Genomic DNA, 19,684 nt, shown 5'->3' with positions numbered 1-19,684 from the left:
TTGGCATTAGTATCTCCGACGCAATGGACCTACGCAATAAGCATTGAGCCGATAATGCAGGTTCCACATATGCAATCTGCGCATAAAGGCTTTCGAATTTGGAGGAACCTTATGCGCATCATCGACATTCGTGAAACCACCCAGCCGATCGCCTCGCCGATCCGGAACGCCTATATCGATTTTTCGAAGATGACGACCAGTCTTGTGGCTGTCGTGACCGATGTCATGCGCGATGGCCGCAGGGTTGTCGGCTATGGATTCAACTCCAACGGCCGCTATGGCCAAGGGGGATTGATCCGCGAGCGTTTCCGCGATCGGGTTCTGCAAGCCGATCCGTCGACGCTGATCGACGATGACGGCACCAACCTGGATCCTTTCCGCATCTGGAAGACGATGATGGCGAACGAGAAGCCCGGCGGTCATGGGGAGCGGTCCGTCGCTGTAGGCACCGTCGACATGGCGATTTGGGATGTTGTCGCCAAGATTTCAGGAAAGCCTCTCTTCCGGCTTCTCGCCGAAATGAAGGGACGCGAGGCTGATCCCCGCGTGTTCGTCTATGCCGCCGGCGGCTACTATTATCCTGGCAAGGATCATTCGGCCTTGCGGGCCGAGATGCGCAGTTATCTCGACCGCGGCTACACCGTTGTCAAAATGAAGATTGGCGGCGAAGCGATCGACGAGGATCGCCGCCGCATCGAAGCCGTCTTGCAGGAGATCGGTTCCGAAGCGCAACTGGCGGTGGATGCCAATGGCCGTTTCGATCTTGAGACTGCGATCGCCTATGCCAAGATGCTGCGGGACTATCCGCTCTTCTGGTATGAGGAAGCAGGCGATCCACTGGATTATGCATTGCAGGCGGCACTGACTGAGTTTTATCCAGGACCGATGGCCACCGGCGAGAACCTTTTCTCCCATCACGACGCTCGCAATCTCCTGCGCTATGGTGGCATGCGGCCCGATCGCGACTGGCTGCAGTTTGACTGTGCGCTTTCCTATGGACTCGTCGAGTATCTGCGCACCTTGGACGTGCTGCAGCAGTTCGGCTGGTCTGCGTCGCGCTGTATCCCGCATGGCGGCCATCAGATGTCGCTCAATATCGCCGCGGGCCTTGGTCTCGGCGGCAATGAAAGTTATCCCGACCTGTTCCAGCCTTATGGCGGCTTTCCGGACACCGTGAAGGTGGAGGATGGTCACATCGTCATGCCCGATCTGCCGGGCATCGGTTTTGAAGGAAAGTCCGACCTGATCAAAGTCATGCGGGCGCTTGCGGAATAGCCTGGAGACCATGTTGATGGGAAATAGTCGCCGTTATCGCATCGCCGTCATTCCCGGAGACGGGATAGGCAAGGAAGTCGTCCCGGAGGGGCTGGCGGTCCTGGAGGCCGTCGCCGCGAAATACGGGATCGAAATCATCTTCAACCATTTCGATTTCGCCTCCTGCGACTATTACCTGCGGCATGGCCGCATGCTGCCGGAGGACTGGAAACAGCAGATCGGGTCGCATGACGCGATCTTCTTCGGCGCGGTCGGCTGGCCGCAGATCGTCCCCGACCACGTAGCGCTGTGGGGATCGCTCGTGCAGTTCCGCCGGGAGTTCGATCAGTATATCAACCTGCGGCCGGTACGGCTGATGGAGGGCGTTCCCTGTCCCCTACAGGGCCGCAAGCCGGGTGACATCGACTTCTACGTTGTGCGGGAGAACACCGAAGGCGAATATTCTTCCATCGGTGGGCGTATCTTTGCCGGCACCGAGCGCGAAGTAGTGATGCAGGAAACGGTGCTGACCCGGACGGGAACGGATCGTGTCCTGCGCTTCGCCTTCCAGCTGGCGGCGCAGCGCAAAAAGAAGCACCTCACCTCCGCCACGAAGTCCAACGGCATCTCGATCACCATGCCCTATTGGGACGAGCGGGTGGAGCAGATGGCTAGGAACTTTCCGGATGTCATCTGGGACAAGTACCATATCGACATCCTCTGCGCCCACCTCGTGCTGCATCCCGATTGGTTCGACGTGGTCGTCGCCTCGAATTTGTTTGGCGATATCCTGTCCGACCTCGGTCCGGCCTGCACCGGCACGATTGGGATTGCCCCCTCCGGCAATATCAATCCGGAGCGGACGTTCCCCTCGCTCTTCGAGCCGGTGCACGGGTCGGCGCCGGATATTGCCGGACTCGGCATCGCCAATCCGATCGGACAAATCTGGTCCGTGTCGATGATGCTGGACCATCTCGGGGAGCCGGAAGCCGCCGCGTCGATCGTGAAGGCCATGGAGACAGTACTTCGCGAACCGAAGCTCCGGACGCGGGATCTCGGCGGAACCGCCGATACCCGTACATGCGGAAAGGCTGTCGCGGCCGCCATTTCCTGATCTGCAACCGGCGCCGCCGCTCAAGGCGGCGGCACCTCTTCATCCCGTCATTGATCGATCATGGAGCCGTCGAAATGCGGCCGCATGTGAATCGTGCGGGTTTTGCGCGGATACTTTCGCTCGGCGTCTTCGACAAGCTCTATTCCAAGGCCGGGACCGCTGGGAATTTCGATAAAGCCGCCAACCGGTTCGGGCAGGCCGGTCACCATGGTATGTGCGCGGAGCTGGCTGTAGCCCTCCGACTCCGGATTTGCGACGGGATATTCCTGGATCGCGAAGTTGCCGATCGCGGCATCCAACTGCAGGCATGCCGCAAGGCTGATCGGGGAAAGCGGGTTGTGCGGAACGATCTGGGCATCACTCGCCTCGGCCAGAGCGGCGATCTTGCGTCCTGCGGTAATGCCGCCGCAGAGGCAAATGCACGGCCGCAGGAAATGAACGCCGCGGCGGGCAAGCAGCATCTGGAACTGGTGCATGTCGGTGAACCGTTCGCCTGTGGCGATCGGTACGGGTACGCGGTCTGCCACCAATGCCATCGTATCGATGCCCTCCGGCGGGACAGGGTCTTCGACGAACATCGGCAGTGTTTGCTCGATCGCACGCGCGAACGTCACGGCCTCGGCAGCAGTCAGCCGGCGGTGCAGTTCGATACAAAGATCGGCCTCGTGGCCCAATGCCTCGCGGAGCTTGAAGACGTTTTCGATTGCATCCTTCATCTTCCGCGCATGCGGTTTGAAATAGGCCTCGTGGACGTCCTCATCGAGAAATGGATTGAGATGGCCGAAGGCGGTGAAGCCGCGCTCCTGCAAGCTCGATGCAAGACCGATCAGCTTCTCGATCGTCCTGCCCTTCACATGGGCGTAGAGACGCGCCTTGCTGCGTACGGCGCCTCCAAGCAGTTGGTAGATAGGCACGCCATACGCTTTGCCTTTGATGTCCCACAGCGCGATATCGATGGCGGAAATTGCTCCCGAGATGGCGGCCCCCGTAAAATGGTGTGCCCGGCGCATCACCTGCCAGTGGTGTTCTATCTGCCGCGCGTCCTTGCCAACGAGATACTCCCCGAATTTCGAGATGGCGGCCGCGCTCGCTTCGAGATGGCCCCACGCTCCCGATTCTCCGATGCCCGAAATGCCTTTGTCCGTTTCGATTCTTACGAAAAGGAAACGGTCGATGAACAATGGAACGGCCTTGGTAATGATCATGCTGTCTTCCTCCATGTCAGCTGATGCGATGTCTCTGAAAGGATGTGGCTTCCGGTCCCGATTTGGTTGTCGACGAACCAAACGAGCCACATTGGCGGATCATGCGCACCGGCAGCATCCCGCCCAAGTTTTCTCTACGCCGCTCCGGTTTCCGAGAGAGTGCTGTGTCTTCCGTTCGACGGCTGCTGTGAACGCGTTCGTCACCCTCAATGCCTTCGCCTCCTCGAAGGAAAGAGGGTATTTTCGTCATCTGGAACGGGGCATTTATGGGCCTCAGCCCTATTCAATTTTTGGAAACATTGCAAATGATTCCTGGTGCCTGGTGAAAAAGGGATTTTGACGCGCATAGAGGCGAAATTCAAACAGTGTTTTATACAACTAATTGAAAACACTACATAATTTATCTAATTTTGTTGTGTGGCTTGCTTCCGAGGATATGCCGAAAGTGGACGAGGGAAAGGTAAAACAATCATCTCGTTAATTTATCACTAGATGATAAATCATTTTGGAGATTGACAATTTTCTCTCGTCGTTTCAGGTTCCTTCGGGGGCGGAAATCGCGTCTGGACTCCGGCCGGGACAAAGGCGCCGATATTGGATGAACAACCCGTTACGGGTCCGGTTTTTCAAGGGAGGAAACAAATGCTCATAGGACAAATCAAACGGGGACTCGCTCTGTCGGCGATTCCTGTGCTGCTTGGTGCCGCGGCGGTGCCTGCCCATGCGCAGCCCGACTATTATCCGAGCTCTTATGCTGAGATTGTTGAAGCCTCCAAGCAGGAGCCGACGCTTCTCATTCAGTCCAACGTAGGCGAAGCCAATTGGCGGCCGGTTCTGGATGCTTTTCAGGAGCAGTATCCATGGATCACCGTTCGCACGCTCGATCTCGGCGGCACAGAAGTCTTCGAGCGCTTCTATGCTGAGCAGGCGGCCGGCTCGAGTGAAGCGGATATCATTCTATCCGCCTCCGGCGCCGTCTGGCCGGAATTTATCGACAAGGGCAATGTCGTTGTTTACGACTCTCCTGAAAGCTCGAAATTGCCGGACTGGTCGAAGCCTTTTCCGGGCGTCTACACGATTTCGGTGGACCCATATATCATTGTCTACAACAAATTCGTGTTGTCGGAGTCGGAATATCCGGATTCCGTCGAAGACCTGGTTGCGCTCGTCAAGGACAATCCTGGGAAATTCGATAAGCGCATTGCAACAATCCGACCTTTCGGTACTTCCGCAAACCAGTCGCAGCTGACCCACTACATCGATCACGTCGGGCTCGACAAGGTCGTTTCGCAATATGAAGTGCTCGGACCGATCGCCGATCTCCAGCGATCCGGCGGCCCGGTTTTTGAGAAGATCTTGACCGGCGAGTATGCCGCCGGCTGGGCACTCTCGGCCATTCAGGCGGTGCCGTTCCTGCGCGATCAGACTCGTGCGAACATTATCGGTTTTGCTCTGCCGAAGGACGGGTTGGTGATGTCGCCGCGTTACTTCGCCATCGCCAAGACGAGCAAGCACCTGAATTCGGCCAAGCTGTTCGTCGATTTCCTGATCTCGAAAGAAGGACAGGAAGCGGTGAATGCGGGCGGTCTCATCCCCTACCGCTCGGAGCTGCAGATCCCGCCGGGCTCCTATGATCTCACCTATGAAACTATCGTCAAGCAGATCGGCGAGCAGAACATCATCCGCGTGACGCTCGACAAAAAATTGCTCACTCCTCCGCCGGAATACGTCGAGAAGGTCAACAAGGCATTCGGCATCACGCAATAAAAGCCGTCGGCCTTCGAACTTATCCCGAATGAGAACGCGGGGTCGGGTGCTTCGCCCGGCCTCGTTCCAGAGGAGTGTAGGTACTCATGACCGCCACCGACCCTTCCTTGGCGACAGCATCGATATCCCGGGACTCCCGCATCCTGCAGAGGATTGGCAACAATCGGGGTCTGATCGTCCGCATCGTACTAGCCGCGCTGCTCTTTATGCTGCTGGTCTCGCCGATGGTTCCCATCGTCTACCAGGGCTTCCTGGACAAGCCGCTCTATGACGGGAGTGCGGCCTTCACGCTTGCCAATTTCGGCAACCTATTCGCCGATCCGCGCTTCATCAATGCGACCAAGAACACGCTGATCATCGGCTTTATCGGCACAGCCATTTCGACCTTTGTGGGCTTCCTCTCGGCCTTGTTCCTGGATCGCCTCGACCTTCCGTTCCAGCGAACGTTGAGGATGATGTTCCTCGCACCGATGTTCCTGTCGTCGCTCATCATGGCTTTTGCCTGGTCCATGATGTACAGCCCAACCGGTTTCATCGCGCTCTGGCTGAAGGAAGTTATCGGCTTCGGCCTTCCCAATCTCAATTCCCTACTTGGCATCAGTCTTCTGGCGGGCGTTTCGGCAGCGCCGGTGAGCTATATCTATTTTTCTGCGGCGATGCAGAACATCCCGAATACGCTGGAGCAGGCGGCCCGTGCCGCGGGAGCAACGCCTATGCGGGCGATCCGCACTATCGTTTTGCCGCTGCTCATGCCCTCGGTCCTCTACTGCGTTCTGCTGAATTTCGTGATGAAGCTCGACCTCCTCGCCGTGCCGCTCGTACTCGGCGGGCCGGCCCGCATTGAGGTGCTCTCCACCTATCTCTATGACAAAGGCATCGTCGCCGCCCAGGTCGATTACGGCCTGGTCAGCGCCGCCGCAATCTTCATGCTCATCCTGGTGCAGCTCTTTGTTTTTGCGCAGAAGTACATGCTTGGCGACCTGCGTAAATTCAATACTATCGGCGGCAAGTCCTCGAGCCCGTCGCAGATAAGGGTCGGCCTATGGGGCTGGCTGATCTCGGCGCTCATTTTCGCCTACTGCCTGCTGACGGCGATCTTTCCTTGCCTGTTCCTCATCCTCCGGTCGTTCACGTCGTTCCTGTCTCCCTACATGCCGATCAGCCAGGTCTTGACGCTTGACAATTTTCGCATGGTGCTCGGCTATGAAGCCTATGTGAAAAGCATCTACAATACGCTGATCGTCGCGATCGTCGGTGGCGCGGTTGCCGTCGTGCTCACCTTCGTCAGCACGATCGTCGCTTATCGGTCGCCGGCCTTCATCCGTTCGTTCACGCAGCAGACAGCCTTCATCCCGAAAGCAATTCCGGGCCTGGTCGTCGGCATCGGCATCTTCTACGCTACCGTGTTGCTGCCAGGCGGCGGGCTTTTGCGGGGCAGCCTGGCGATCCTCGTGGTCGCCTACATCATCCGCTATTTCCCGACCGGTTTTGCGACGCTTTCGCCGGCTTTCCTGCAGATTGGCGAGGATCTCGAGAAGGCGGTGCGGATTACCGGCGGCTCGCAAATCCGTTCCTACATCGCGGTGACCATGCCGCTGCTGAAGCCGGCGCTATTGTCCTGCTACCTGCTCTATTTCGTGCAGTTCTTCAAGGAATATGCAGCCGCGTCCTTCCTCTTTAGTCCCGATACCGCGGTGATTGGGACGACAATGCTGCAGCTCAACGTGATGGGCAATTACGGGCCGGTCGCAGCTCTCTCGGCGATCACCCTGGCACTGACCCTGCCTGTCGCGATCTTCATCTATTCCGGAAAAAAGGGAGCCTGACATGAATGTGGCTGTCCAACTTCAGAAAATTCGCAAGAGCTATGGCGCGGCGGAGATCATCAAGGGTCTCGATCTCACGATCGAGGACGGATCTTTCACCTCGCTCCTCGGGCCGAGCGGCTGCGGCAAGACCACCCTGCTCAACATGATCGGAGGACTAGATCAGCCTACGACGGGCAGCATCCAGATCTATACCGACACAGTATTCTCGAGTGATGACTACATCAACGTGCCGATAGAGCGGCGCAATGTGGGCTTCGTCTTTCAGAACTACGCCCTCTGGCCACATATGACGGTGCTCCAGAACGTCGGTTATTCGCTCCGGATCCGCCGACTGGACAAAATGGAGCGCGAAAAACAGTCGCGCGAAATGCTGGACCGGCTGGAGCTTGGTGGTCTTGCCAATCGCTATCCGTATCAGCTGTCCGGTGGTCAGCAGCAGCGCGTGGCGATTGCCCGCGCGCTTGTCTATCAGCCGCGCCTGCTGCTGCTCGATGAGCCGCTTTCGAACCTTGATGCGCAATTGAGGGAAAGGGCTCGGTCCTGGCTGAAGGATATCCACCAGAACTTCAAGCTCACGACGATTCTCGTTACCCACGACCAGATCGAGGCGCTGTCGCTCAGCGACCAGGTGGTGTTGCTCAGCAAGGTTGGAATCGAGCAGTTCGGCAGCGCTTCGGAGATCTACACGCGTCCCGCGACGGCCTATGTGGCAGATTTCGTCGGCGGTGCGAACATCATTCCCGGCAAGCTGATCGGCATGCCCGATAAAGCAACCGGTGCAATGGCAACCGTTGAGACCGCCGACGGCACGCGCATTTCCGCCCGGTCCGACCTTCCCGCACGGATCGGATCGGAGGTCAGCGTCGCCGTCCGGCCGCAGAAGATCGTGCTGACGGGAGGACAGGCGAGGTCGGAAAAATCCGGCGCGGTGGTGCCCTTCAAGCCGAGAATCGTCCTCTATCAGGGTGCCCAGTACGAGATCGTCGGCGACACGCCTTTCGGTCCCCTGCGGATTCAGACCGAGCAGCAGCCAACCGAACAGACCATGGCAAGCGCACTGCTGCCGGCAGAGGAGTGCCTGTGCGTGCGCCCTTGAGGGCGACGCTGCCGATGTCGGCCGCGGGATTTAAGCCTGAAACACGGCTGTCGAAGAACCTTGCGCCCGCTACGCACGTCGCGGCGGCGCGCGACACTCCTAATCTGACTAGCGATGGAGAGGCCCTATGAGTGAACTTGCCGTTACCGAAGCCGAAAAAGGCCAAGACATGATCCGATCCGCCGTCGGCGAGATCAAGATAACCAATGCCAGTTTAGCCTGCTATTCCTGGCCGCGTGCTCAGCCGATTCAGAACGGCCTGCATACCTATGTTAACGTCAACATCGCCATCACCAAGATCGAGACCGATATCGGCATCACCGGTTACGGCATCGGCCGGAACAATCCCGGCGAAAACGCGATCCGTCACCAGTTCCTGTCCACCATGATCGGCAAGGATCCGACAGCGACAGCGGCGGTCTGGGCACAATTGTGGAGTCCCAAGCTTTACGGACGGCGTGGCCAGGAAACCAAGGCTCTTTCGTCGATCGACATGGCCCTTTGGGACATCAAGGGCAAGATCGCCGGTATGCCGATCTGGCGCCTGCTCGGCGGTTACCGGAACCGGATCCCGACCTATGTGGCAGGCGGCTATTATGCCAAGGGCAAAGGCCTGAAGGACCTGCAACAGGAGATGGCAAATCACGTCGAGCGCGGCGCCCGCGGCGTGAAGATGAAGGTTGGGGCCGTCGACATCGCAGAAGACGTTGAGCGCATCAACGCCGTCCGCAAGGCGCTTGGTCCGGACATCAAGCTGATGATCGACGCGAACTGCGCCTATACCTATTTCGATGCCATTCGCCTCGCCAAGCGGGTCGAGGAGTTCGACATCTACTGGTTCGAGGAGCCCGTCCAGCCGGATGACTACGAAGGCTTCACAAAACTCTCGCGTGCCACGTCCATTCCGCTTGCCACGGGCGAGAATGAATACACCAAGCATGGCTTCCGCGATCTCATCGCGACGCAGGCGATCTCCTTTCTCCAGCCGGATGCACGCTATATGGGTGGCGTGACCGAATTCATGAAAGTCGCGGCAATGGCGGAGGCACACGGCCTGGTGATCTGCCCGCATGGGGACCAGCAGGCGCATATCCAGCTTCTTGGAGCCATACCGAATGCGCATCTTCTGGAGTTCTATCCGAAGGAATTGAATCCGATGTTCGGCAGTGTGTACAAGCACACGCCAGACCTCAACGAGGATGGCACGGTGACCATTCCCGACGTTCCCGGAATGGCGACCGAACCCAACGAAAAGATGCTCGAACGTTACAGGGTCGCCTGAGAGCTCCTCCCGGAGGACATCATCGCCAGTGTTGCGGAATAGGGCTCCGTCGACCGCCGAGCATGCAGAAAAGGTTGATCCCAGTCGACGTTTCCCACACTTGGTGTACACACTGGCGAACTGGCGGTCGTTATGCCGCCTTGGAATTGGAGCTGCTCGGCGGGCCATTCTCGCCGGGCCTTTGTTTTGGAAAACGTGTAGTGAGCTATGATACCCGCGAGAAGATCGTTTATGTCAGAACAGAGGATGGGCTGACGCTTGAAGGGCTGATGATCGAGCCGGCCCGGAAAGCCGCTCCCCTCGAGACCATTCTTTGGTTTCATGGCGTGCACCGTAAATTCTCCGAGATCGAATATGTGGAGATAGGCCGTCTGCTGGCCGGCCGCGGCTACCGCTTCATTACCGCCAACATGCGAGGCCACGATTTCGGCACCTGGTTCCGAACTGAGAAGGGTGCCTTTCTCGGCGGAAGCGCATGGGAACTCTTCAGCCAATCGCCGATCGATGTAGCAGCCTGGGTGGAATTCGCCACGCGCGATTGCGCCGAAATTCTTCTTGCCGGCCACGGCGTTGGAGGCTCCAAGATCGTCTATTATCAGAGCGAGCGCCGCGATCCGCGCATCATGGGCCTAGTGCTCGCCTCGTCCGCCTCGCTGTTCCGCGAGAAGATGCGCCAGGATCTGCAGGCAGAAGCCGAGAAGATGATCATGGAGGGGCATGAAAAGGAGCTTCTGCCCTGGGGAACCCGCAACAGTCGCCAGGCGGCAACGATCAGCGCCGAAGCCTATGTGGATCTCAATCGCGTGCACGAGGTCCTCTATGGCTTCGGCAACATCCCCCCGGCCCTGTCGCGGATCGCCTGTCCCATTCTCGCCTGGTATGGGACCAAGGAAAAACTCGTCAACAAGGATATCGATGACTTCCTAAGCCGAGTCCGTCATACGGCCACCAGTTCGCAGTTGGTGGTGACGAAGAAACTGGTAGGCGTTGACTATTTTTATACGGGAAGCGAAAAGGCAGTTGCGGGCCAGATAGCTCGCTGGATCACCAAACTGCGAGATTTTGCACAGCAACGTGAATAGAGGAATGAAAACGGGCCAGAGTCGTCCCGGCCGCAAGCCGACGCGAGAAAGCGTTCCGCTAACCCGCGCGCTGGATCGAGGACTATCCATCCTGGAACTCCTCGCAAAATCGCCCGGTTCGAGCCTGTCGGATATTTCACGCGACCTCGCGCTTTCGCCTAGCACTGTCTCGCGTTTGCTCAACACGCTCTGCGAGCGCGGTTTTGTCGCCCAGTCACCGGAAACCAAGACCTTTCGCATGGGACCGCAGGCATTCCATGTAGGCATGGTATTTGCGCGCCAGAACCGGCTGGACCAGATCGCCTCACCCATTCTGCGCACATTCGCACGCGGCATTGGCGATACGATAAGTCTTTGCATCCGCGATGGCTCCGATGTCATCTATATTGATCAATATGAGGGTGGTGGGACTGCCCGGGCCGTTATTCAGATAGGATCTCGCCACCCTCTCCATTGCACGGCGGCGGGAAAGGCTATGCTGGCCTGGCTTTGGGATGAGCGGATCAGGGAATTGCTCGGCCCGAACGAATTACCGGCGATGACCTCGAAGACCATCCGCCGCGTCGATGATCTTCTCCGGGATCTCGAAACTGTCCGCAGGAACGGCTACGCCACCGATCTGGAGGAGCTTGAAGATGGCGTCTGCTGTGTAGCCTCGCCGATACGTTCAAGCGCGGGAGAAATCGTCGGTGCCGTATCCCTCTCGACGGTGGCACCACGGCTCGATCCCGACAGGATCAAGGCGGTTGGTGCCGAACTGCTTCGCGTCACCAACGAAATTTCCCGTCTGATCGGATGGATTCCAAACGGGAACGATCGTGCTGCCCCAGCAAGTTGGGATATTTTTTACGACTGAGGGAACAACAACGGATACTGGATCTCCGGTCTGAAGCGGCTCGCCAAGACGGGTGCGATCAAGTCCTGGGAGATCATTTGCGGCAAACCGGTCTGGGGCGCCCAGGGCATCTGCTACAACAAGGTCGCCGAGACGAAACTCAAGGCAAAGGTGGTCGCGTTCCAGAAGCCAAGGAAGCCTGAATCTACGACGATTCCCCCAATTATCGCCGAGTATCGCTGCCGCTGATCGACAGCGAAAACCAGTGCCGACTCTAGTTCGTTGGAGTTACAGGCACGGACATTGTCTCTTGGCGGTCGCCCACTGGATGGCAGCGGTTTTCCTAGAGGCGTTGGGCAGGTCGGAAACCTTGGACGGGCTCGTGCGCGAGTTTGCCGATTGGCTCTGATGCGAGCCATGCCGACGGCATGTCAACCCGCCGATGGCGGAACGAAAACCTGGATCGGCTCAAGATATGTAATCTCCCACTCCTCGCCGCGGCGAAAGCGAACCACCAGATCACACACTGCTACAGGCACGGGAAGAGGTGACGGGCCATCGGCGGTGCGGACGCCATGGAGCGCGATCATATAGGCGGTGGCCTCCGCGTAATCGCCCAGTGGCGTGACGACGACATTGGTAATGAAATGCCGTGACTGCCGCTGTGGCGGGCGGCGATGCAGAGAGGCCAATATACCCTTGCGGGTATGGACAGGCCCTTCGCCACGAATCCACGTAGCGTCCTCCGAAAAGAGTTCCCCCGAGGCTTCGTAATGGCCGCGGTCCATGAGACTGTAACAGGCCACCAGCAGCCTTTCGCAATCAGCCCGGTCCCGATAGCTGATGTCTTCGCCAATCCTGCTTCTGTCCGGGACGAGAGACGGGCGGCTTGCCACTGCGGTGAGAAGACTATGCGCGTTCATGAGACCTCCAAATAGTCGATATGAAGCGTTGTGCGGACGGGTGATGAGGCTTTGAGAAGAAAAGTTCCGGTGGCGCCTTTTCGATCAACGATCCATCCTCCATGAACCAGATCCAGTCGCCAACGTTGCGCGCGAAGCCCATCTCATGGGTGACGCACACAATGGTGATGCCGGTGCCGGAAAGCGACTGGAGGATCGCCAGCACGTCCCCCACGACCTCTGGGTCGAGGGCGCTGGTCGGCTCGTCGAGCAGCATGATCGGTGGATTCATCGAAAGGGCGCGGGCGATCGCTACGCGCTGTTGCTCGCCGCCCGAAAGCTCGGCCGGCACGTAATTTGACCGGTGGGCAAGGCCGACGCGCTCCAGGAGCACGAGAGCACGGGCACGCGCTTCCTCGGTCGGGACTCGCTGCAGGCGGCGCAGGCCGATGGAAACGTTGTCGATGGCGGTCAGGTGAGGAAAAAGGCTGTACTGCTGGAATACGAAGCCGATCCGGCGGCGCAATTGATTGAGGTCGGTGTTGCGGGCGGCGACATCGATGCCATCGACGACTATTCGGCCTTCATCGATCGCCTCCAGCCCGTTCAGGCAACGAATGAGCGTCGATTTCCCGGAGCCCGAAAGGCCGCAGATGACGACGATTTCGCCGGCATTGATTTCCCCGGTAACGCTCTTCAGCGCCCGGAAACTTCCGAAAGATTTTCCGACAGACTCAAGAGTAATTATCGGGACCATCATGCAGCCGCCACGCGGGTAAACCGGTTCTCGATCCTGGCTTCGAGGAGACGGACAAGCTGGGTGAGCGTGAAGCAGACGGCGAAATAGGTCAGCGCCAGTAGCGCAAAAACCGAGAAGGGCTTCACGAGAATGAAGTTGTTCACCTTGTTGGCGGCGTATGTTAGTTCCTCGACCGCCAGCACATATCCGAGCGACGTTTCCTTGATCATGGAGGTGAACTGGTTGAGGATGCCCGGGATGGAATTGTAGAGCGCCTGTGGCAGGGTAACCTTCCAGATGCGCGGAAAATAGGAGAGGCCCAAGGACAGTGCCGCCTCGGTCTGACCTTTTGGGAGGGCCTCAATCGCCGCACGCAGGACCTCAGAGAGGTAGGCGGTCTGGAAGACGACGATCGCCAGGATAAGTGACCAGAAGGGGCTGATGGGCGTGCCGAGCGCCACCGGCAGGAAGAAATAGACCCAGAAGATCAGCATCAGCAGCGGTATGCCACGCACAATCGTTACGAACAGGAAGGCGGCGTGCTCCAGGACCCTTACTTCGCTCGTCCGCGCCAGCGCAACCAGGACGGCGCTCGGGAATGTCAGGACGAGGCTGACGATCGCGATCACCAGCGTCATTGTGAAGCCACCGAGCGGCCCGTTCGGATAACTGCCGAAAAGCAGGTAGGGCCAGTACTGTTGAACAACGTCGAGCATCTGTCTACCGCGTCCGCAGCTTGTAGCGTTGGGCAAGCCAGGAGCCGGCAAACATCAGCGTCAGCGACCCAGCGAGATAAAGAAGGCTTACGACGAAGAAGGATTCAAACACCCGGAACGTGATGCTCTCGATCTGACGCGCTTGGAAAGTAAGTTCGGCCACCCCGATGGAGGCCGCCAGGCTGGTTCCCTTAAAGAGAATGAGGGTCTGATTGACGAGGGGGGGAAGCGACAGCCGCCAAACCTGCGGCAGAATGGCATATGTCATGGTCTGGACGAAGCCGAAGCCAATAGCGCGGGCTGCCTCGAACTGTGTTTTCGAAATGGCGCGCAAGCCGCTGCGCATATCCTCCGACATGTAGGCCGCCGTGTAGAGCACCAGGGCAAGCAGCGCGAAGATGAATTCCGTGTTGTGCTGGTTGATGAAATCGTTGAGGCCGTCTGGAAATAACGACGAAATGCCGAAATACCAGAACAGGAGCTGTACCAACAAAGGCACGTTACGATGATATTCCACATAAAGGGCAATCAACCAGGAGAGCGGACGTATTCCGCTGCTCCTGATGACGGTCAGCAGCACGGCCAAAGGAAATGCGACAAGCCAGGTCAGGACGAACAGAGCTATCGTATTCTGGATGCCGGTCAGGAAATAATGCAGATACTGGTCGTTGAGAATTGCCGTGAAATCGAGGGCGACGTTCATTTGTGCCGCTTTCCAGTAAAGTCGTTACTGACTCGCGATGTCGTCGCCCATTTTGAAGTCGCGGGACAGGTCGTAATTCGAGGAAGCGCCGACCCAGCGATCGAAGAGGGCCTGGCCCTTTCCGGACGATTCGTAAGTGGCAAGGAACTGATTGAGGTAGTCGACGAAGTCCTTGTCGCCCTTGCGGACGGCAAAGCCCGCCTTCTGCATCATGTTCAGGGCTTCGGGCAGTATGGTAGTGGTGGCTTCGTTCTTCGCTCTTATCTGAAGTGCTCGCAGCAAAGTGGCGCGGTCACAGGTGGCGGCGGCCTTTCCCTGCTGGAACGCGACGAAACGCTCGGAAACATCGTCATAGGAAAGGACGGTTGCATTGGGGAACTGCGAGCGTAAAGCCGCCTCTATCAGGCCACCCTTCTGGACTGAGATGCGCTTGTCCGCCAAGCCGTCGAGCCCGGTGATGCCGGAATCCTTCTTCACCATGCATCGGAAGGAATCGACCAGATATGTATTGCTGAAGTCGACCTGTTCGGCCCGCTCGTTTGTGTAGGAGATGAGTGCTGCGAGTAGATCAACGCGTCCCTGCTGCAATTCCGGAATGCGCGCCTGCGGTGCAATGACCTTGATCGTTGGCGTGACGTCCATGGTGCCGGCCAGGTCCTTGCAGAGATCGATCTCATAGCCGACAACCTGGCGGTTGCCCGGATCTTCATAGCCGAATGGCTCGCTGTTTCCGAGAACCCCGCAGATCAACTCTCCGCGCGCTTTGATGTCATCGAGCGTCCCTGCTTCAGCGGCGGACAATCCCCACATGCCGGGCGTGGCTGCGACCAGCAGAGCGGCATAAAGGCTTTTTCCTTTCATGAGCACTCCTCCCTTGGTGTTTGCGAGGCGCATTTTCAGGCCCCGCCATCGAACAAGACATGTCAACGATGGGCCGACCTCCTTCGGACCATCCACGATCTTGTTGCGCTCGTTATCGATCAGTTGTGGGGGCTGGACAAACGATGTTGTGTAATTATTGCATTCCAAAGCGGAATAGTTTGAAATCGAGAAATGTCGTTTTCCCGCCGCCATATGCCGTCGTTTCAGGAACTGGTCGCCTTTGAGACGGTGGCGCGGCGTGGTAATTTCACGCGCGCGGCCGAAGAGCTGGCGTTGACGCAAAGCGCTGTGAGCAAGCAGCTGCAGCAGTTGGAGCGTTCGCTCGGAGCCGTTTTGCTGAAGCGCAACCGTGGTCAGGTGTCACTGACGCCCGCCGGGTTCACCTATCTCAATGCCACCCAGGAAATCCTCGCCCGGTTCCGCATGGCGGCGATGTCGGTTGGGGCGGCCGGCGGAAAAGAATCTGTTCTCAACGTGGTCGTTCTTCCGACATTCGCCTCGCAATGGCTGATGCCGCGCCTCCCGCGTTTCCTGGAAATCTGGCCGAACTTGACAGTGAACCTCACGACGCGTGTCGAACCATACGATTTCCATGGAAATTCTTACGATGTCGCCATTCACTACGCGGCTGTAAACTGGGATGGTCCGGATGCGATACGCATATGCGGAGAGCTGTTCATTCCGGTCGTAAGCCCGGAGTTCAGGGACCGTTTTCAGCTTTTCGACCCGAGCGACGTCGCTAATGCAACGCTTCTTCAGCAGGCTGACCGGCCGGGACTGTGGAGCGAGTGGTTCGAGGCATCCGGGATCATGTGCCGAGATCCTTATCGAGGGCCGGTCTTGGACCGCTTTTCCATGACGATCGGTGCCGCCTGCGCCGGTCTTGGCGTGGCATTGGTTCCGATCTTTCTCGTCGCGACGGAATTGATGTCTAAAGTGCTCGTGACCCTGTCCACCAAGCCTTATCCGGGCGCGGGGGCTTATTATGCGCTGATTCCGCCATCCAAGCTTCGGGACCCGCATGCGACGGCATTTCGGGAATGGCTGGTAGAGGAAGGGCGCAATAGTCAGCACGTTGAAACGGGACCGCCGGCTTAATAGAGCCGAAAGCTAACAAGGAAAAATTGGAATGTCAGTTAACGGGAACACCCAACCCGGACTGCTCGTCCTGACGGCCGTCGACAATGGCCGGCTCGGGTCTGTCGAAGGCGACTATCGTGTGGTGTTCGCAACGGCCGGCGGCTCAACGGCCGGCGGCTCGCTGGAACCGTTCGATCGGACGGAGCTGGAACAGATCGAGGCGATCATCACCAACGGAGGGCGCGGCCTCTCGGGCGCCGAGATGCAGGCAATGCCACGGCTCAGGTTCATCCAAGTTCTGGGCTCGGGAACTGACAAGCTGGACATCGATGCCGCGGCTGGGCGCGGGATCGTGGTTGCTTCCGGCGTAGGATCAAATGCTCCCTCCGTTGCGGATCACGCGATCGGCATGGCACTCGCCATCCTGCGCGATATCCCCCGGTTCCATATTGAGGCAAGCGAAGGAACCTGGACGCCCTCTCAACGCCCGACGCTCTCGGGAAAGGTCTGCGGTATACTGGGACTTGGAGCGGTCGGGGAAGCGATTGCCAGGAGGCTTATAGGCTTCGATGCCCGAATAGCCTACCACAACCGGCGAGCCGCGCCCGGAAGTCCCTATGCCTATTGCGGCAGTCCAGCGGAGTTGGCTGCAGAGGCGGATGTACTGTTCGTATGTTGCCCCGGAGGCGCAGCCACCTATCATCTCGTCGACACTGGCGTTCTGAATGCCCTGGGATCGGCTGGGTTTCTGGTAAATGTCGGGCGTGGCACCGTGGTGGACAGCGATGCGCTTGCCGCCGCCCTTATGAAGGGAGCGATTGCCGGTGCTGCCATCGACGTATTCGAAGGCGAGCCGCTTCTTCCAGACGTACTGCGGACTGCGCCGAACCTGGTCGTGACACCGCATGTGGCGGGCCTCACGTCAGACGCCCTTGACGCTGCCTGGGCCCGGGCACGCGCCAACCTCCGCGCTTTCCGGGATCATGGCGAAATCGTCGGCAGGCTGGTTTGACGCGAGGCCTGCGGATGGAATGCATTCTTCCCGCAGGTCTGCGTCAGCGGGGTTCGCCGCCCGGAGGCCTAAACGCTGGGGATCATTCCGCCATCGACCCGGAAGGTCGCGCCGTTCACGAAAGATGCATTTCGGCTTGCGAGGAAGGCGACCACATCCGCATATTCTTCGGGCTTGCCGTAGCGTCCGACAGGAATGGTTGCGATGCTTTCGGCGGAAACCTCGTCCACCGGACGACCGCTGCGCTTGGCGCGCTGTTCGTCGAGGAAGATGATCCGCTGAGTCTCAATTCGGCCGGGAACGACGATGTTGACGGTGATGCCATCGCGCGCGATCTCGCTGGCCAATGTCTTGGACCAGCCGAGCAAGGTGGAGCGAAGAGCATTCGACAGGCCGAGATTGGGTATCGGCGCAATGATTCCGGAAGAGGCGGAGGTGATGATGCGGCCCCATCGCCTCTCGCGCATGCCTGGAACGACCTGGTCGGTCAGCGCGATGACGGACAGAACCATGCTTTCGAATTGCTTCAACCAGAGCTCCCGCGGCTGTCCAGCAACGGAAGAGGGCGGTGGTCCGCCTGTATTGTTGACCAGGATATCGATCCCGGAGAACTTCGCCTCCACTTCGGCGACACGATCCTTGATGGCGTCCAGATCCGCCAGATCCCACACAATGGGCATGGCCATGCCGCCATCGGCACGGATAGACGAGGCGATCGCCTCGACCTTGTTCCGGTCGCGACCGGCAACCGCGACCTTGGCTCCTTCGGCGGCGAGCCTGCGGGCCGTTGCGCTGCCGAGCCCGCCGCTGCCACCCAGCACCAGGGCCGTCTTGTCCGTCAGTCCTAAATCCAAAGCTACCTCCTGCTATTGGGCATTTTCTTCGCTGACGACACCGCCAGCGCCCTGCATGAAGCGCGGTATAGCATAGTTCTTGCGGGGAAATTCCTCCCAGTACTGCCGCAGTCCCTTCGGGGGATAATGGCGGTAGGGGAATTTGCGCAGCCGCTCCACGTCAATATCGATCCCAAGCCCTGGTGTCTTCGGCAGTTCCGCCCAGCCGGCTTCCACCTTGATCGAGGAAAGCGCGATCTCGTCACACGCGTGCAGCCGGTTAATGAAGCACTCTGCGATCGTAAAATTCGGGATGACGGCGCAGACATGGACCGTTGCGGCCAGCCCGGCGAGCGTACTGTTGTTGTTGTGAGGAGAGATGGCAACCGCATGCGGCTGGGCCATCGTGGCGATATCCATCAGCGCGGTGATGCCACCGACCGCGCAGATATCGGGATTGAGGATGTCCGCCGCGCGCTTTTCCAAAACCTGCGCATAGGATTCTTTCGTGTAGATGGTTTCCCCCGTTACGACCGGGATCGGCTGGTTGCGGCGGACCTCCGCCACAAGATCGATGTTATCGGAAAGACAGGGTTCCTCATACCAGTGAATGTCGAATTCCGCGAGGCGCCGCCCGAGCCGGATCGCATAGGACGGCGCGAGGCGTCGGTGCATCTCGATCAGGAGTTCCATGTCGGGGCCGAGCGCTTCGCGCATCAGCCGGACGTAATTGACCGCAAACTCCTCGTCCTCGCGGTGGATGAAATTCCGCCAGGGGCCGGGCAGGGGGTCGAATTTCAGGGCGGTATAGCCCAATTCCTTGACCTTCAGCGCCCGCTCGACATAGTCGTCCACCGTTCCAGGCTCATCAGCCCAGCCATTGGCATAGACGCGCACACGCTCGCGCGAAGCGCCGCCCATGATGTCGTGCAGCGGCAATCCGGCCTGCTTGCCGACTATGTCCCAAAGGGCCATCTCGATGGCGCTCCAGGCAGACAGAAAACCGATGGAGGATCGCCTGATGACGAAGTCGTCGAAAAGAACCTGCCCCGTGTGCCGAATATTGAACGGGCTGCGACCTATGAGATGCGGCGCCATCGCCCGCAGATATTCGTCGACGGCCTTTTCCTTTTCCGCGGTAACATAGGCTTCACCCCAGCCGTAAAGACCGGAATCGGTCTCGATGCGGCAGAAGAGCAGGTTGCGCGTGCTTCCTGGGTTGAACAGGAAGCTTTCGACGTGTGTAATCAGCATTGTTGTTCCTGACTGGGTAGCCGGCGATGAGGCGGTCGGCTTGTCATCGATCCCGGAGTTGGCTGCCTTCCGCTCACGCGCGGAAGGCTTTTTCTGTAC

At 58.8% G+C, this 19,684-nt stretch carries 18 protein-coding genes; 10 read left to right on the top strand and 8 right to left on the bottom strand.

Features of this window, described 5'->3' with window-relative positions:
- Positions 1-111: 111 nt before the first annotated feature.
- Both GNP00_RS22385 and GNP00_RS22380 read left to right on the top strand, forming a co-directional pair.
- Positions 112-1,275: a mandelate racemase/muconate lactonizing enzyme family protein gene (locus tag GNP00_RS22385; protein ID WP_011578974.1), complete on the top strand. Its 1,164-nt coding sequence runs from the start codon at positions 112-114 to the stop codon at positions 1,273-1,275.
- A gap of 16 nt (positions 1,276-1,291) precedes the next feature.
- Positions 1,292-2,368 (top strand): tartrate dehydrogenase, encoded by a 1,077-nt coding sequence (locus GNP00_RS22380; RefSeq protein ID WP_011578973.1) that lies wholly within the window; start codon positions 1,292-1,294, stop codon positions 2,366-2,368.
- Positions 2,369-2,415: 47 nt separating this feature from the next.
- On the opposite strand, the gene GNP00_RS22375 is transcribed toward GNP00_RS22380, so the two are convergent.
- Positions 2,416-3,573, bottom strand: a complete 1,158-nt coding sequence (locus GNP00_RS22375; RefSeq protein WP_011578972.1) for a mandelate racemase/muconate lactonizing enzyme family protein — start codon at positions 3,571-3,573, stop codon at positions 2,416-2,418.
- Positions 3,574-4,215: 642 nt separating this feature from the next.
- Between GNP00_RS22375 and GNP00_RS22370 the strand changes: the two genes are divergently transcribed.
- The 6 genes from GNP00_RS22370 (at position 4,216) to GNP00_RS22345 (ending at position 11,485) form a co-directional block, all read left to right on the top strand.
- The gene (locus GNP00_RS22370; RefSeq protein WP_011578971.1) at positions 4,216-5,340 is read left to right on the top strand and encodes an ABC transporter substrate-binding protein; all 1,125 of its coding nucleotides are present in this window, start codon (positions 4,216-4,218) and stop codon (positions 5,338-5,340) included.
- A gap of 86 nt (positions 5,341-5,426) precedes the next feature.
- Positions 5,427-7,166 (top strand): ABC transporter permease, encoded by a 1,740-nt coding sequence (locus GNP00_RS22365; protein WP_011578970.1) that lies wholly within the window; start codon positions 5,427-5,429, stop codon positions 7,164-7,166.
- A 1-nt stretch (position 7,167) separates the two neighbouring features.
- Complete coding sequence (locus tag GNP00_RS22360) at positions 7,168-8,265, top strand: ABC transporter ATP-binding protein (protein WP_011578969.1); 1,098 nt, start codon at positions 7,168-7,170, stop codon at positions 8,263-8,265.
- A 127-nt stretch (positions 8,266-8,392) separates the two neighbouring features.
- On the top strand, positions 8,393-9,547 hold the full coding sequence (locus GNP00_RS22355; RefSeq protein ID WP_011578968.1) for a mandelate racemase/muconate lactonizing enzyme family protein: 1,155 nt from the start codon (positions 8,393-8,395) through the stop codon (positions 9,545-9,547).
- A 200-nt stretch (positions 9,548-9,747) separates the two neighbouring features.
- Entirely contained in the window at positions 9,748-10,629 is an 882-nt protein-coding gene (locus GNP00_RS22350; RefSeq protein ID WP_041545855.1) for a serine aminopeptidase domain-containing protein, read from the top strand.
- A gap of 4 nt (positions 10,630-10,633) precedes the next feature.
- A complete protein-coding gene (locus GNP00_RS22345) occupies positions 10,634-11,485 on the top strand; it encodes an IclR family transcriptional regulator (protein ID WP_011578966.1) in 852 nt (283 codons plus the stop codon).
- A 410-nt stretch (positions 11,486-11,895) separates the two neighbouring features.
- Here the strand turns inward: GNP00_RS22345 and GNP00_RS22340 are convergent, their stop codons facing one another.
- From GNP00_RS22340 to GNP00_RS22320, 5 genes are read right to left on the bottom strand one after another with little or no spacing between them, the layout of a single operon-like run.
- Positions 11,896-12,387, bottom strand: coding sequence for a nuclear transport factor 2 family protein (locus GNP00_RS22340; RefSeq protein WP_011578965.1), 492 nt, complete (start codon positions 12,385-12,387; stop codon positions 11,896-11,898).
- Positions 12,374-13,126: an amino acid ABC transporter ATP-binding protein gene (locus GNP00_RS22335; RefSeq protein WP_011578964.1), complete on the bottom strand. Its 753-nt coding sequence runs from the start codon at positions 13,124-13,126 to the stop codon at positions 12,374-12,376. Before GNP00_RS22335 ends, GNP00_RS22340 begins: the two co-directional genes overlap by 14 nt.
- Positions 13,123-13,821, bottom strand: coding sequence for an amino acid ABC transporter permease (locus tag GNP00_RS22330; protein ID WP_011578963.1), 699 nt, complete (start codon positions 13,819-13,821; stop codon positions 13,123-13,125). Before GNP00_RS22330 ends, GNP00_RS22335 begins: the two co-directional genes overlap by 4 nt.
- 4 nt (positions 13,822-13,825) lie before the next feature.
- Positions 13,826-14,524: an amino acid ABC transporter permease gene (locus GNP00_RS22325; protein ID WP_011578962.1), complete on the bottom strand. Its 699-nt coding sequence runs from the start codon at positions 14,522-14,524 to the stop codon at positions 13,826-13,828.
- A gap of 24 nt (positions 14,525-14,548) precedes the next feature.
- Positions 14,549-15,385, bottom strand: a complete 837-nt coding sequence (locus tag GNP00_RS22320) for an ABC transporter substrate-binding protein (RefSeq protein ID WP_166016318.1) — start codon at positions 15,383-15,385, stop codon at positions 14,549-14,551.
- Between the two features lie 192 nt (positions 15,386-15,577).
- On the opposite strand from GNP00_RS22320, the gene GNP00_RS22315 reads away from it, so the two are divergent.
- Together GNP00_RS22315 and GNP00_RS22310 are read left to right on the top strand one after the other, a co-directional pair.
- Positions 15,578-16,504, top strand: a complete 927-nt coding sequence (locus GNP00_RS22315) for a LysR family transcriptional regulator (protein WP_011578960.1) — start codon at positions 15,578-15,580, stop codon at positions 16,502-16,504.
- Between the two features lie 31 nt (positions 16,505-16,535).
- Positions 16,536-17,498 (top strand): NAD(P)-dependent oxidoreductase, encoded by a 963-nt coding sequence (locus tag GNP00_RS22310; protein ID WP_011578959.1) that lies wholly within the window; start codon positions 16,536-16,538, stop codon positions 17,496-17,498.
- A gap of 68 nt (positions 17,499-17,566) precedes the next feature.
- Here the strand turns inward: GNP00_RS22310 and GNP00_RS22305 are convergent, their stop codons facing one another.
- Positions 17,567-18,352 (bottom strand): SDR family oxidoreductase, encoded by a 786-nt coding sequence (locus GNP00_RS22305; RefSeq protein WP_011578958.1) that lies wholly within the window; start codon positions 18,350-18,352, stop codon positions 17,567-17,569.
- A 12-nt stretch (positions 18,353-18,364) separates the two neighbouring features.
- On the bottom strand, positions 18,365-19,585 hold the full coding sequence (locus GNP00_RS22300) for a mandelate racemase/muconate lactonizing enzyme family protein (protein ID WP_011578957.1): 1,221 nt from the start codon (positions 19,583-19,585) through the stop codon (positions 18,365-18,367).
- Between the last annotated feature and the right edge of the window lie 99 nt (positions 19,586-19,684).

This window comes from Chelativorans multitrophicus, assembly GCF_011317445.1.
Lineage (GTDB): Bacteria > Pseudomonadota > Alphaproteobacteria > Rhizobiales > Rhizobiaceae > Chelativorans > Chelativorans multitrophicus.
This window is presented reverse-complemented; position numbering and strand designations above follow the sequence as displayed.

What these genes read in the sequence shown, in the direction of transcription:
- GNP00_RS22315 (WP_011578960.1), top strand. Translation starts at nt 15,578, where the DNA reads ATGTCGTTTTCCCGCCGCCATATGCCGTCGTTTCAGGAACTGGTCGCC.
- GNP00_RS22345 (WP_011578966.1), top strand. Translation starts at nt 10,634, where the DNA reads ATGAAAACGGGCCAGAGTCGTCCCGGCCGCAAGCCGACGCGAGAAAGC.
- GNP00_RS22365 (WP_011578970.1), top strand. Translation starts at nt 5,427, where the DNA reads ATGACCGCCACCGACCCTTCCTTGGCGACAGCATCGATATCCCGGGAC.
- GNP00_RS22385 (WP_011578974.1), top strand. Translation starts at nt 112, where the DNA reads ATGCGCATCATCGACATTCGTGAAACCACCCAGCCGATCGCCTCGCCG.
- GNP00_RS22330 (WP_011578963.1), bottom strand. Translation starts at nt 13,821, where the DNA reads ATGCTCGACGTTGTTCAACAGTACTGGCCCTACCTGCTTTTCGGCAGT.
- GNP00_RS22375 (WP_011578972.1), bottom strand. Translation starts at nt 3,573, where the DNA reads ATGATCATTACCAAGGCCGTTCCATTGTTCATCGACCGTTTCCTTTTC.
- GNP00_RS22320 (WP_166016318.1), bottom strand. Translation starts at nt 15,385, where the DNA reads ATGAAAGGAAAAAGCCTTTATGCCGCTCTGCTGGTCGCAGCCACGCCC.
- GNP00_RS22370 (WP_011578971.1), top strand. Translation starts at nt 4,216, where the DNA reads ATGCTCATAGGACAAATCAAACGGGGACTCGCTCTGTCGGCGATTCCT.
- GNP00_RS22300 (WP_011578957.1), bottom strand. Translation starts at nt 19,585, where the DNA reads ATGCTGATTACACACGTCGAAAGCTTCCTGTTCAACCCAGGAAGCACG.
- GNP00_RS22355 (WP_011578968.1), top strand. Translation starts at nt 8,393, where the DNA reads ATGAGTGAACTTGCCGTTACCGAAGCCGAAAAAGGCCAAGACATGATC.
- GNP00_RS22380 (WP_011578973.1), top strand. Translation starts at nt 1,292, where the DNA reads ATGGGAAATAGTCGCCGTTATCGCATCGCCGTCATTCCCGGAGACGGG.
- GNP00_RS22360 (WP_011578969.1), top strand. Translation starts at nt 7,168, where the DNA reads ATGAATGTGGCTGTCCAACTTCAGAAAATTCGCAAGAGCTATGGCGCG.
- GNP00_RS22335 (WP_011578964.1), bottom strand. Translation starts at nt 13,126, where the DNA reads ATGATGGTCCCGATAATTACTCTTGAGTCTGTCGGAAAATCTTTCGGA.
- GNP00_RS22325 (WP_011578962.1), bottom strand. Translation starts at nt 14,524, where the DNA reads ATGAACGTCGCCCTCGATTTCACGGCAATTCTCAACGACCAGTATCTG.
- GNP00_RS22340 (WP_011578965.1), bottom strand. Translation starts at nt 12,387, where the DNA reads ATGAACGCGCATAGTCTTCTCACCGCAGTGGCAAGCCGCCCGTCTCTC.
- GNP00_RS22310 (WP_011578959.1), top strand. Translation starts at nt 16,536, where the DNA reads ATGTCAGTTAACGGGAACACCCAACCCGGACTGCTCGTCCTGACGGCC.